This is a genomic window from Runella zeae DSM 19591 (assembly GCF_000423565.1).
Taxonomy (GTDB): Bacteria; Bacteroidota; Bacteroidia; order Cytophagales; family Spirosomataceae; genus Runella; species Runella zeae.
Window position 1 is genome coordinate 1 of sequence record NZ_AUIF01000063.1, and the last position, 14,509, is coordinate 14,509.

7 protein-coding genes are annotated in these 14,509 nt (G+C 48.3%); all 7 read right to left on the bottom strand.

The genetic code is table 11. The features are described 5' to 3' along the window. Positions 1–397: 397 nt before the first annotated feature. Positions 398–1,309, bottom strand: a complete 912-nt coding sequence (locus G563_RS0116720; RefSeq protein WP_028666325.1) for a hydroxypyruvate isomerase family protein — start codon at positions 1,307–1,309, stop codon at positions 398–400. A 112-nt stretch (positions 1,310–1,421) separates the two neighbouring features. Further along, positions 1,422–4,577, bottom strand: coding sequence for a PVC-type heme-binding CxxCH protein (locus G563_RS0116725; RefSeq protein WP_028666326.1), 3,156 nt, complete (start codon positions 4,575–4,577; stop codon positions 1,422–1,424). A 424-nt stretch (positions 4,578–5,001) separates the two neighbouring features. Then, positions 5,002–6,441, bottom strand: a complete 1,440-nt coding sequence (locus G563_RS0116735; RefSeq protein WP_084650889.1) for a glycosyl hydrolase family 28 protein — start codon at positions 6,439–6,441, stop codon at positions 5,002–5,004. 26 nt (positions 6,442–6,467) lie between these two features. Continuing rightward, positions 6,468–8,966: a glucosidase family protein gene (locus tag G563_RS37090; protein WP_028666329.1), complete on the bottom strand. Its 2,499-nt coding sequence runs from the start codon at positions 8,964–8,966 to the stop codon at positions 6,468–6,470. 84 nt (positions 8,967–9,050) lie between these two features. Continuing rightward, positions 9,051–11,249, bottom strand: a complete 2,199-nt coding sequence (locus G563_RS0116745) for a hypothetical protein (protein ID WP_157585418.1) — start codon at positions 11,247–11,249, stop codon at positions 9,051–9,053. A 9-nt stretch (positions 11,250–11,258) separates the two neighbouring features. Beyond that, on the bottom strand, positions 11,259–12,791 hold the full coding sequence (locus tag G563_RS0116750) for a glycoside hydrolase family 28 protein (RefSeq protein WP_037327213.1): 1,533 nt from the start codon (positions 12,789–12,791) through the stop codon (positions 11,259–11,261). Positions 12,792–12,840: 49 nt separating this feature from the next. Further along, positions 12,841–14,493, bottom strand: a complete 1,653-nt coding sequence (locus G563_RS0116755; protein ID WP_028666332.1) for a PKD domain-containing protein — start codon at positions 14,491–14,493, stop codon at positions 12,841–12,843. Positions 14,494–14,509 lie beyond the last annotated feature (16 nt).

The window sequence follows — 14,509 nt, forward strand, 5'->3', positions numbered from 1 at the left end:
AATTGTAATTTTTATAGAGTACTTGATAGTTATGGCTAAAAAAAATAAATATGCTCTGTCCCCATGAGCTTAACTTTTGTCCAGTAATCAGACCATATTCAAAATATACTCCTCAACAGCCTTGATTTTCACCCTATTGTAAACTTATGTCGTGTATAAAAATTTGAGGAGTAACTTTTCAGCTTGTTTGTTATTAAAGGGAATAAAAAGTACTATAAACAAAGTGGAAAACAAAATCAACTAATAACTTTGTTATTCAACAGAATGGTCCAGTTTTAGGGGCACAGTATAGTCAGACTGACTTGAGCCAAAGGTCATTATCAGTAACAGAAATAAGGCAATCAGTTGGAGTATCGCTGTTTCATTCGGGTTGTGAAACTGTTTATTCCGGTGTAAATTATTGTACATCAATAGTTCGGTAGGCCTTCAGTGCTGCTTCGGCCCCATCTTTGCCCGGCTTGCTCAGGCCGTGTTCCATACCCACAAAGCCCCGATAGCCTTTGTTATAGAGATGTTTTAAAACATTCGGATAATTAATTTCGCCGGAAGTGGGTTCTTTACGGTTCGGTGTGTCACCCACCTGAATGTAGGCAATTTCGTCCCACGCATAGTCGAGCGTAGCCAGCAAGTGACCTTCCTGCACCTGTACATGGTAAAAATCGAACAGCACTTTTACACTTGGACGACCTACGGCTTTTGCTAAGGCATAAGCCTGCGGAATGGTGTGCAGGAACATATTGGGGTGATCCACTCGGTGATTCATTGATTCCATCACCATCACGATGCCGTGAGGTTCATAGATGTCGGCGATTCGTTTGAGCAGATCAATGGCATTGGCTGTCTGAAAATCCCAGGGCAAACGTGGGTCGGCCGCGCCCAATACGTTGTGAATGACCTTCGTATTCATCCGTTTGGCAATCTCGACAGAGGCCCGAACATCTGCCAGCACGCCGTCGCGCAAACCGGCGTCGCGCCCTGCAAAGGTCACATCCTTGAATGTCAGCGTTCCGACAAACTGCCCGAATTCCATTCCTAACTGTTGCACGGCCTTACTGATTTGCTCCTGTTCAGCCACAGGCCGATTTTTGAGCATGGTGTTCTCCCAAGCCCGGAACCCCTGCTCGTAGCCCCACTTGATTTGATCCACCGGGTCAGTGGGGCACAACCCTTTGAAGATGTTAAATTCGGGCGAAAATTTGGTTTTGAATGAGCCTGCATTTTTGGTGACTACTGCTTTGGGAACGGACACACCACCCAGCACAGCGGCTCCCGCAAAGAGAGTATGTTTGGCAAATAAGCGACGTTGCATAGTATGGGTCATTTATAGTTATTATCTTCTATAGAATTCTCTTCGTTGCTATTGGTAGTCATTCATTGTTTTTTTCAATAAATGACTACCAATGATGTGAAGCAAATCACATTTAACGAAGTATTGCCTGATCAGTTTCCGGATTCTGATCCTGACCGAGCAGGAAAGCCATCAGATCAGCCATTTCCTGTTCAGTCATCAGTTGATTCAGTCCCTGAGGCATCATGGAAATATTTTGCAGTTCCATAGATACAATATCGGTACGGGCAATTCGTACAGAACTCGTTTGAGATGTACCCAGCACAATGGCCGTTGGGGTTTGCTCTTGGATGATGCCAATTTGCTCACCGCTTTTGGTCTTGATGCGGTACGTTTCGTATTCCCGCACGAAGCTGACGCTCGGATACAGGATGGCTTCCAATAAATCATGCGCCGAACGGTCTTTCTGAATTGAGGTTAAGTCAGGCCCCAGCTTGCCGCCCTCAGTCCGCACCTGATGGCAAGTCGAGCAGATAGCCTTACCGTAAAACAGCGTCCGACCCCGTTCCATGTCACCGTCAGCAATCAGTTTTTCCATGTTCTTTAGCCGTTGCAATCGCCCTGCCTGCAAACCGGACAATTTTGAAATCAGTCGCTCAATGGCAGGTTTGACATCGGCGGGATAGTCGGCGAACAGGGCTTTCAGCGTTTCTTCCGAAAAGCCGTCCAAACCGGGCGAATTGGTCAGGGAAGTCACCAGCGCATGTCCAATCGGAGCCGAACGTGAGCCCTTAAATACCGGTACGATACGGGGCAAACTAAACGCATCGGCTTTGGGCAGATACTCCTGTGCGAGTCGGAGCAACTGAGACTCGGATAATCTGCTCTGCGCCAGCACCGTAGCCGCCTGTTGCCGAAGGAGGGCATCGGCCCCATCGGTCAACTGACTGTACAGATATGCAAAATCTACATCACTAAACGCAGGTTGGTTTTTGAGCAATACTCCCACTGCTCCCATCCGCAGCGAAGCGGGACTTTTTGTGTCGTCGGCCACCTGCCGGAGTTGAGCCGTCAGCCCGGTCAGGCTCCGCAAACCCACCAGTTCAAGGGCGCGGGCCTGAATCATTGGCTGATTTGGGCTTATGAGTTGCTGACCAATGCCGGCTACCCATACGGAGGGCAGTTTTTCAACCGGAAATCGGGCCATCGTGTTCATTATAAACAACTTGCGTGCCGGTGGAGCAGTTTTCAATTGATCCGCCATAAACTGTTGCATCGCAGCATTGCTACTGAAAGCTACCAGCATATCGCCAAAGAGCTGCTCCTCGTCAGTGGTGAGGGGTGCACCGGAAAAGCGTGTTTTTAGAAATGCAGCCATCTCGCCCGACCAAGACGGGTGGTGCGAGACCACCCAAAGAGCCGTGCGTTGCAGGGTTTTGCTCGAACTCTTCAAAAAGGCCGTGAGTTGACTTGCCTGTAATGGTGAAGGTCGCATCTGATCAAGCGCAATCAGAGCAGCTTCGCGCACCAACGGCGATGGGTGTGACAGAGCTAACTCGACAGGTTTTGACTGATTGAGGGTGATAAGCGAGTAAATAAGTGCGTGTCGGACAAAGCGGTCTTCAGTGCCGGAGGTAGCAGACAGCAAATGCGATATTGCCTTACTATTACCTAATTGACCCAACGAAGTAGCCGCCTGCCGACGGGTGGCTTGGTCGCCTTTACCAACCATTTCCAGCAATTTGGGCATTGCTCTCGCATCCTTTGCCAACCCTACTGCACGGGCAGCTGCTACCCGAACCTGCACATCGGTATCAGTCAGCCCAAAGCGAACGCCTGCCAGAGCCGAAGCCGTACCAATGCGGTAGAGTGCGAAAATAGCCTTCGTACGTTCATTAATATTTTTTGACCTGAGTATTGCATGGGTCAACGGCTCAACGGCGGCTTCACCCAAGTCCACTAATCGCTCAACGGCTCGGTCGCAAACCATTGGTCGTGAATCTGCTAAGTAAGTGACAGCTTGGGCGGACGTTAGTGTGGGCCAGGTAATCCGATTGCCGTAGGGGTCGGTTACTTTGGTCGCGTCTTTTCGGCGAATCCGATAAATACTGCCCTGTAACTCGCCTTTAGAGACCTGAGAGAGCGGGCAACCCTCAATAAACCAGCCCCCCGTTTCGACCACCAGCAAACTCCCGTCGCCATCTTCCAGCACATCAGTGGGGTGAAAGTCTTCATTTTTAGTCGCGAAAAATACCTCGTCTACAGTACGGAATGAAGCCCCCTCCCTGATAAGTTTGTGCCGTAAAACCCGGTGTGTATTGAACTGTGCACTGAATAGATTGTCTTTGAAATCAGACCCCAACGCTGTGCCCCGATACCGGCCAATGCCCGACGGAGCCACCCGTGAATATTTCGTAACGACCGGCATCAGTTCGCCCGTAAGGATAAGGCTGTCCTGCGCAATGCGGTTGCTGGGTTTGGGATAAACGCCCCCTTCAGTCCAGTAAACAAGTGCGTCGCGTTGCCCGGCCTGAGGTTCGGTAAAGTACGTTTCCGTGCCGATGGGTTCAGAGGCTTCGGTGAAAGCCAGTTCAACAGGGTTATTCATGCCCCCCGCCGAAATGGATTCCAGCCCCGACCCGTCAGGCCGGAACCGCCAGATTCGGCCTGTTTTTCCCTTAAGTTGTTTGCCTTCTTTAGTCGTAATGTCGAAACCCGTACCCGCACTGGCCAGATAAAGCCAGCCATCGGGCGCGGCAAATGGGCCAATAACGCTATTGGCGTTTACATTCAGCACCCAGCCAGTCAGCAGCACCTCTCGCTTATCAGCCACTCCGTCGTTGTCAGTATCTGTGAATTTTATCAGGTCGGGAGCTGAGGTAGCATACAGGCTTCCTTTATAGAAAACGCCTCCCTGCGGAAAGCCGACTTTATCAGCATAAATCGTGCTTTTGTCATAGACCCCATCGTCGTTGGTATCGGTGAGCAGGTTAATCCGAAATTGCGGGTTATCAAGTGCGTCCTGCGTTTTTTTATAGACGTGTCCAATGGACTCAAAGACGAACATCCGCCCCGTCTCGTCAATCATCGAAAACATGGGATAGTCCACCAAATCAGGCCCGGCAGCCACCTCGACGGTGTACCCATCGGGTACGGTAAATTCAGCCAGTTTTTGGGCGGCTGTTTTGGGCGTATCGGCGGGTTGCGGAGCAGCCCCGGAAAATACTGTGAAAATACCGGCTAAACAGGACAGAGTAACGATAGCCGTTGGAAAATAAGCAAAGCGCATAATAGATTCAAGTTAGTCTATAATTGGCAATATTGGTTTTCAACTGAGGAATCCGGGTTGTGCCGGTCTTGAGTGTTACCTTCCGGCTGATTTAGAGTTGGGCGATGGGCAATATCTGCCCGGCATGACGGTGAATAAATTCGTACTAAATATTGCATTTATCGAATCGTCTATCCAAGCCCATCGTAACCAAGCTATAGTTAATATGTTGGGTGAAAATACCCTCTCCATCACCCGTAATGGCATTACGGTGAGGCATTCCCTGATTCTGAAACAGGGGTTGGGGTTTTGAAATTCTGAAGAAACTGAGCCGGAACGGGAGTTGTCAGCAGTATTCCATACAGCATTAACCTAATTTGGTTGAGTCTTGAGGTTTTTGTCGTTTTGGCCATAGTGTACCTCTTTATCAGCATTGATTTTAGCATTATTTAAACACAGCTCCCTTTGCATTTTCGATAAAAAACCGCCCTTCTTTGGCATTTTTGACGCGTTTTCCCATGATGGTCAGATTGTCAATCGTTATGTTTTCAACGGCATGATTGGCATCGTAGCCCGAAATGATGGAAAACGGAAACTGACTGTCAATAACCGAGATGTTTTTGAAAACAATGTTCCTGACTTGCCCCCGAAACTTGGCGTGATACGCTTCCTGCCCCTTTGGAATCGTCGAAACGCCGTCCCATGCTCCGTGCATGTACGCGGCTTTGCGGTCGGCATCGGTCGTGGGGCGATCTATACTGTATTGCGACCTAAAAATGGCTACGTCAATGAGTTTGTGCATGGCATCTTCTACCCTGATGTTTTCAAAAAGTATGTTTTCGACAGTTGCAAAATCACCGTTATGAATACTCAGCACCGCACCGCGCTCGGTATGAATTACGTCTATATCTTTGAAGACTATTCCCGAAATTTTATCACATTTCAACTCAAACCCAATCTCAATGGCATTGCCCCAAGGCATATTCCAAAACACGCAGTTGCTCACTTCAATATCTTTCATATCGGGGCCTTTTTCAGCCGTTTTTACTGCATATTTTCCTTCCGAAATCGCCCAGCATTTCAGCACAATGTTATCATCGTTGTTCCTGAAAAAACAGTTTTGAACCCGTACGTGCGACGACCCGCAGAGGTCGAGGCCGTCGGTGCCGGTGCGCCAGCAAACTTCTTTCAAATTATTTACTGTCAGGTTATTACACCACTTTGGTACAACCGTCCAAGTCTTAGAATCTTGGATAATAATGCCCTCAATCAGTGCGTTGTCGCAGCGGTCAAGCACCACCATTTGGTCGGTTACAAGCTTGCCGTCCAAGATTCCCCGCCCCATTATCTTTACGTTTTTGGCATCTGCGGCATAGACCGTTCCCTGCACAATGGCCCCGCCTGCAATGTAGAGCGTTTCGTCAGATTTTAAGACAATTTGGCCTGCGTTGTGGATCTTCCCACCTTCAAAATACTTGATTTTGTCGATCGCTGCCGTAGGTGGATTCACTTCCGGCGGCGCAGCGAATAGGTACAACGGTTGGGTTATTTCTCCATTGAGTTCGATGCTCAAATTGCAGGGTTTATCCAACGAAAACCGAAGAATATGCCCCGAAAACAAGGGATTTATATTCAGGTTTTTGGGGCGGATATCCACCCATTTCATATCGTGCATCGTTGTTATTTCGACTTCAATTTTGCCGGAAAAGCTAAAATAAGCAATGCTCGACACCTCATTTTTGTAAGTAAAAATATCCTTGCCGTTTACCTTCACTTGGTATCGGTCAGACGCAACGGCTTCGGCAGGGGCTTGGTAGCTTACCACTTGGGAATGGGCGCAAACAACTACGCAAAACAGAACAGTAATGAGTATGATGAATTTCATCTTTGGAGGTTGTTGGGTTTAACTTTTTAATACCGGATCTCAATCAATTGAGGTACTGCATTGGTTATCTCAAAATCAACATAAACCGAGGTCTCTACTTTTGAAGAATTGAAGAGTTGGCTTTCCCCATTTACCATTATACTTTTTGCTTGGGTATTTTCGGGTAATAGGACGTGGTATTTGATGGCCGTTCCGCTACCCGTAGCTTGCAAATGAATCTGACGTTGTGCTTTTTGATGCTTAAATCGGTAGGCCACGTAGCCGTTGGAGGCGGGATATTTGATGCACACATCAAGCACATCAGATTTGCTTTCTACCCAGCGCGGCGATACCACGGGTTTGCTGAATGCCTGCGTTTTGGGGGCATCTTTTACGCCTGCCAAGCCTTCTACGAGTGCGGCCAACACCAATGCCGCCGACCAATTGTCGGGTCCGCCAAATGATGGGCCTTTAACGGGAACGTAGTGCGGGCGACTGGCCAGCGTAATGCCAAAAAGTGCGTAAATACCTTCATTTTCAGGAGCTTGAAAAATTATTTTAGCTATTTTTTTCTTTGGAATGGGGTTGTCTAAGGCGCACCAACTTAGCCCCACGCCTTCGGTAACGAGGTTTTTGCCGTACCAAGCCACGCCCGAATGTTCGGTTTGCAACTCCGAAAACCACCAGTACGTCAGGTGTTTGTCGTTGAGCAAATACCGAATCTTCGACGTGCCGTCGTCGTACAGAAATTTCACCGAACCGACCACGTTTTCGGAGGCAGGTTTGGACGAAGTATGCAGCAAATAGACGCAAGCGGCGGTGTCGTTGATAGCCACTTCTACGCCGGCGGGCAGCCCCGCCTGCCGCGACACCGCCACTACGGCCTTGCGGTTGTTTTGGGCGGGATCAATCACATCAAAGCGCACGTTAGCAAATGTCTGTTCGCCCGTAGGCAAGTTGCGTAAATCATCGCCCACGCGTTTGCCACGCATCCAGGTTTCGCCCATTTGGTTTTCGTTTACCCAAAAATCCATGTTGGCCAATGCGCTCAAATCCAGCGGTTTGTAGATAGGCGGAGGCGGAGGTGCAAGCATGGCTCCTGTGTAGGAAAAGTAAATTTTGTTATCGTATTTTTTGCCCAAATCGTGCATACGGTTCAAGATGTCGGTGCCGTATTTTTCATAACCCACCTCAAACGCCCCCCGCGCCAGTTCGCCGGCCACGTGGCCGCCCACGCCGCCGTTCATGTACTGCCACTTGTCGCCATGGCTGCCAAAACCGTTTTCAAAAGGTGGATAAATGGCATAAAACTCGCCCGGCGAACCCACGGGCAAGTTTTTACGGAGATTCAAATAGGTTTCAATAATGGCCTTGGCTTGGCCCGCCGCCAGCGGGCGGTTGAGCGAATAGGTGTTTGATTGGGCGATTTGAGTAGCTTCGTCCACGCCCAATTTTCTGATTACGGTCGGGTCTTCGTCCAAGAAATGTCGGTAAAATTTGCCGTTCCAAACCAGCTTGTCCAACCGTGTTTTTATTTCGTTGCCCCGTTTTCTGAATTTCTGAGCATCTGTCTCATTGCCGACTTGTTCAAACATTTCTGACAGTTCAAAACAGGCGGCAATGTAGCCCGTGTTATCGCCAAAAAACACGCCAAATTTTGATTTATCAGGGTCAATAATCATGCTGTTCGTCAGGCCGATGTTGGGTAAATATTCGTCTTCCACGGCAAAATCCCAAGAGTCAATTGTATAAACACGCTTCAATAATTGGAAACGGTTGCTCCACCGCGCGGGGTCGTTGGGGGCATAGTCGAGGGCTTTGGCGGCTGATGTGAGCATGGTTTTGAGCCAAACCGCGTCGCCGCTCGACTTCCAAGCCTGATAAATGCTATTGACGTACATGTATTCGGGGTGGTTTTCGGTGGGCTGCCGCACAAAAACCTTGTCACCAATTTTCTTGGAATAACCCGAAACCTTGTCGCGGGTCAGGAAATAATCAGGATTTGCCATGTATTGGTAAAAACTGTAAATCATGCCGTCGGGGCGTTGGGTTTCTTTAAGCAGGTTCAAAAACTCGTGGCCGAAGCCGTAGAAATATTTTTGGCCGCGCATGGTGTGGCCGTGGTCTAATATCCACGGCACAAAGTAGCGATATTTTAGGCCGTTCCAGGTAGCCACGCCATTTTCAGCATCTCGTCTGTTCATGCCTTTGTAGCACATCTCAAACAGCGACTGATACGTGCCGTTGTCATTGATCTGGGTTTTGGTATTTACCTCGAAATCAGCAACTTCTCCACGTTTTTTGTCGTTGCCCACCGCCCAAACGCGGTGCGTGCCCAAAGTCCCGCCAACGGTGAATTTTACATTCGGTTTGGCCGACGAACGAACATACTCGCGGCCCGCACCATCGGTAACGACGATGGTTTTACCCGTTGGGTTTTCTACCACCAGTATGTCGAGCGGTTGAGCGGTTTGGGTGGGTTTGGTGAGCTGCGCCAGCGCGAAAACGGGCAGCAAAAAGGCCGGAAATAGCGTTTTAAATTTCATGTTTTGTAGGAGGCTTAGGTTATTCGTAAAAGGTACAACTGCACGATGCCACTCAAACGGCTGTATTGGGCCATAGAATTATATCTACTGTTTTTCAAAATCAATCGTATAATAAATCGTTTTGGTTTGGCTTCCATCAATGCTTATCATCTGATTTTCAATCGTTTGTTGTTGCGAAGTGGCAAATCCGTCGTGGTCTAAAATCGTAAGCACGGCCTTGCCTTTGCGTTTGATATTAAGCCTAAAATCAACAGGTTCGAGCAGCAACGGAGCATTGCCTTTTTCGAGTAGTTGCGTGCCGTCGTCGCTGTATTTCATGCCCGTATTGCGGGCGCGCGCCACGGTGGTAATGAGCCATTTTCGGCTGGTTTTTAAGGTTTTGTCCTTTTCCAAAGCTGTAATCAGCACTACGGCAAAAGGCGTGTTGACGGTTACGCTGCATTCTTCAAAATCCTGGGTTTTTCCGTCTGTAAAACCAATAACGGCCTTGCTGGCCGGCGTGTTGAGCGTAACGAACGGCAGCTTGCCGTAGTGCCATTTCAGTTGGTTGGTGGTCGAGGTCAGCGTTTGGGCTGGCTCATTGTGGTATTTCGATAAATCGGCTTTGGTGGTGGGTTTAAATTCATCGTTAAACGCCACAACTGTGCGCCCCACGGCTAAGTTTTTGGTAGAAATATCGCCGTCAAACTCTTTAATATCAAACTGTTGGCTCACTTTTTCCTGAAAGCCCAATTTGCCATCGGCCAAGCTCGGCACATGAACGTTTCGTGTTGAAATCACCTCGGCTTCTTTTATGTCGTGGCGGTAAATGAGGCGCGCCAAAGCAGGATACAGTCCAATGTGCAGCGGTGAGTCGGCGTTGTAAACTCCGCCCCAGCCGTCGGAAGCCAAGCCTTTGCTAAACCCGGCTTTATTGGACGCAAACTGATAAGATGCGTCCCAGCCCTGCAGGCCCATGCCGTAGAGTGCCATGAGCGGCGTTCCTTCGGCAATCCACTCGTTGGGCAGGGTGTTGATCCATTCCGAAAGCGCAAAGGGGCGGTCGGTTACCTGTTGCAGGCCCGAACTCAACAAACCCGATCCCGCTACGGCCAACATGGACTGCGGATTGACCTTCCCGGGCTTCAAATTATGCCCCACATCGCCGCCAAAATAATTGTGTCGGTCAATGATACCCGCCTGATAGTCAGCGTATAAGTTGTAATAATGCGAAATGCCCGAACCCGCCTGCCAACACGAGCCCACGATAGTGCCGCGATAGCCCGTGGCTCTGACGGCCTTCGTGAATCGCGTGTAGAATTGGGTTTGTTTCTCGTACAAAAAGGTGATTTTGTCCAAAATATGGGTTTGCATAGGGCGTTTCTCTTTGGCCGCCGTTTCGTATTCCCACCCAAAAAGCCCGTGGTTGGGATTTGGAAAAACGTTTTTTGAAGTAATGGATTCGCCTTTTGGCAGGTTGTTTTGGCCCCAGGCTTTGGTTAGATTTTCGTCGGTTTGGTATTTGTTTTTGAGAAATTCTGCAAACTGCTCGCAGAGTAATCTGCGATAAGTGGGGGCTTGTTTGAGACTCTCGCCAATGGCCGACCAGAATATATTATCCTCGTTTTGGAGTTCAATAAAACTCAAAGCGGGGTCATCGGCGTAGCGTTTGTTGGTGAGTGAGTTGCGGTGATTGAGCATATTGACGGTGAGTTCGATGCTCAAATCTTGCAAATCGGGCGCAAAATTGACCAACGCTGCCGTGGAGCCGCTCAAATGCGCCCACGGATATTTTAGGTTTTTGATTTCGTCGTAGTTGAGCAAACGCTTTCGGTCGGCCTCGCGCACGCGGTGTCCGTAAATGTGTGACCAACCCGAATAAATGCCTTTTTCGCGCAGTTGTTGCTGGAAATAGTCGAAGCGTTGCCAAAAGCCCGTGTTCATCACCGTTGAGCTGTCGCCCTTGTGTTCGTCCCACGTAAATTTGTGCAGCCGCACGGCGTTGATGCCGTATTTCGCCCAATAATTAGCCAAACTGTCGGCTTCGTTTTTTTCCGGATAGCAGCCTTCGTTACCGATATTTACGCCCCAAAATTTGACGGGTGTGCCGTCTTCAAAAACCAAGAAATCGGCTTTCATTTGCACAAATCCGTGCTTGCCGGCGGGGGCATCAAGCCAATTCGCCAAGCCAATTTCGCCCGCCCGAAAATCGTTTTTTGGTTGGAAGGGAAACCAGTTTTGTGCGTGAAGCCCCCGTCCCCCGAACGGGGGCAAAACAACAAGTAGAAAAACGTAAAGTTTCACAGTTTTGGATTATTTATTATCTCTGTTTATCAACCTTTTGCCATTTTTCAATTCCATTTTTTTGTGGCTCGGACCGGCGGCAACAACCTGCATTTTTTCGAGAGCTAAACCATCATAGTTTTCAACAAAAAAGCCGTTGGTATAATAGTCTGCAGGGCTGGCATCTTTCCAGGTGTTGGTGTAGTTTGTAACCTTCATGTTTTTGACAAAGCCTGCATAAAACGCGGGAATTTCGTGCTTGAAAATTGAGCTACTAAGCTCTGCCGATGGTCGCATATCGAAATTCCCACCATAGGATTTTGATAAAAGTCCATTCTGCAACACCATCTCAACATTTTGAAAATCAAGGTCTTCGATGACACTTTCTTGGTTTCCATACACCACAATTCCTGCTTCGGCTTGGGTAATCTTAATGTTAAAAAAACGAATTCCTCTGATATTGCCCTGTGTTTTTGCGCCTTCCATTTTGAGGCTAGACACATGAATCGGTTCTCCGCGCCCCCACCATTTGCCCGTGTGCAGACGGCATTGAATGTGAATATTGGAGAACGTGATGTTTTCGATTTGGTTGCCTTGACGACAAAAAACACCGATACCTCGGTTTGAATTTATGATACTAATATTAGAGAAAATCAAGTTCCTAATGTTGTTACCGCCATATCCTACCCGAATGCCGGAAGAGCGAGACTGTAAAATACAATTGCTAACTACCACATTTTCAGCCGTTTTGGTTTTATTGCCAAATTGATACACTATGGGTTTTGCATTAGGGTCATAGCCATGAACTCCTTCCTCATCTCCAAAACCTGTAACAATAATTGCATCATCGCCACATTGAACGTTACAGTCGGTAATCATCACATTGCGCGAGGTGGTGCAATGAATTCCGTCCGAGTTTGGTATCAGTAAATTAGTAATAATGGTCAGGTCTTTACACGTTACATTTTCACACTCACCAAGGCGAAGCGTCCACGAAGGCGTATCCATCAACCTTAAATCTGCGATTTTTATTTTCTCAGAATGAAAAAAAACAATCATCATGCCCGGACGTTTGACATAATCAATGGGACCGTCGCCGAGGCCCGCTTCACCCTGCATGAAACTATCTCCTTGACGAATGTATTTTGTGTCATAATCCACAAAGACCCGTCGTTTGCCGGCAATCATAAAATGCGTACCGTTGCCGTTGATTTCGCCGTTGCCCGTTAGGCTAATATCCTCGCAATTGGCACCGTAAATTATTCCATACGTTCGACCGTTGTGTTGATAATCAGATAGATTATCACTTCCTTTCAGCACGCCCGCGTGTTCGATGTGCAGGTTTACGTGGCTTTTTAAGAAAATAGTACCCGTTATGAACGTCCCCGCAGGCACAATTACAGTACCGCCACCCCAGGCGTTACATTCGTCAATGGCCTTTTGGATAAATGCGGTGTTTACGGTCTTGCCATCGGCACCGGCACCGTAGTCTTTGATGTTGTAGGAATTGCCGAAAACTTTGAAAGAAATCAAAAATAAGATAAACAAGGTGCCGTTTTTCATGGTTTGGTTGGGTTTAATTTCCAAGAGATAGAACTTTGTTTGATAGGCATCAATTCCCCGAATACAAAGTAGTTACACCTTTAGCAGGCACTACAAAAACTCCGTCTTTTTCAATGGCTTCGCTTTCTTTGGCATCGTCGGTTGTACCCGTTTTAATGACCCGATATTTGGCAGCGCCACCCGCTATTTTCAGGGCTTTGTCGCTGTTGCTGAGGTTGATAAGTACCACCGTCGAAACGCCGTTGTTGCTGAATGCCAACGTCAAAACGTCGCTTGCCGAACTGTTGGCTTCAACCCGTACCGCCCCGGGTCGAATGTATTTGTAAAACTGTTTGCTCACGTAGTAGCGTTTTGATTTTTCGCCGCTTGCACTCATCAAACTGTATTCATCTACTTTGTCGGTGCTGAACGTCCAAAACACCCACGCCGACACGTTGCCAAACCGAAAGGCGGTGTACATTGCTTTGGCGAGGTCATTGGCGCCTTCGAGGGTATTTTTGAAGCCCGAGGTTTCGGTCATCCAGTGTTGTTTGTTGTATTGTGCGCCCCAGCCATACATGGTTTCCCAAGTTTTGGCATCGGTCGAGCTTGGCGCAATGCCGTCGAAAGCGTAGCCGTGCGTAGCCACAATGTCCACGTATTGCCGCGCATCGGCATCATTGAGGGCGGGGATTGTCATGCCCCGAACGCCGTCCAAAAAACCCACGTCTTCGGGTAAAAACAGTTTGGTGATTAAGCCTTCTTTTTTAAACCTGCGCCCTACCACTTTTATCAAATCGCGCAGGGCGTCGCCGTCATACACACACGACTGGTACGACTGCGAAAAGCGGGGTTCGTTTTGGACACTTAACGCAAAGATATCAACCCCTATTTCGCGTTTAAAAATCCGACAATAAGCCACGCACATTTCGGCAAATTCTTCATAATTCTCTACTTTGAGTTGATTGGTGTTGGCATTGGGGGTGCGGTTGTAGCCCGGAGCAGAGTTGTTGGGCGTACCGTTGTCAATGCGGTTGTTGTGTTTCATCCACGGGGCAGGGCTCCACACCGAAGCAATAAATTTACGAACTCCTGCCGCATAAAGTGCTTTAAGATGCGGCACTCTTCGGGCAAAAGGAGCATGGTGTCCGTCTATTGATTTGTCCAAATTGTACTTGCTCAAATCGGTTACATTGGGGTCGGCGTTGTCGTTTTCGATTTCAAAACCGGTCGGTATCTCATCACGCACAATCGTTACGCCCATGTCCGTAACCAAATCATTTACAAAGCGTTCGGACGTAAACGGCCCACCCGACCAGTATACATTTTGCGCTCCGAAGCCCCCAAAACCTTCGATGATTTGGTATTTCTTGGATTCATCAATGGTGGCCGTTTGAAACTCCGTATTGATTTCTACTTTGGCATCGGTCGGCGCGGACTTTCCGTCCGACACCGTTACCGTTATCGTGATTTTTTTGCCCGCCTCAAAAGTGGCTGTTTCGGTTTCTGTGCCCGCCTTTTTTTGTCCGTTGCCAAAGTCCCAGGCGTAGGTCAGCGGGTCAAACTCCCGGTCGGAGGCAGTAGCCGTAAATTCATACGTAAAAGGGTTTACTTTCACGAGTTTAGCCTCTATTTTGACCTGTGGCGAGATGTTGGGTTTGGCTTCTTCTTTGGGTTTACAGCCAAAAAACAAAAGGCCGAGGACTAAGATTTTAGGGTTCATGCCGATTGGTTTTTTT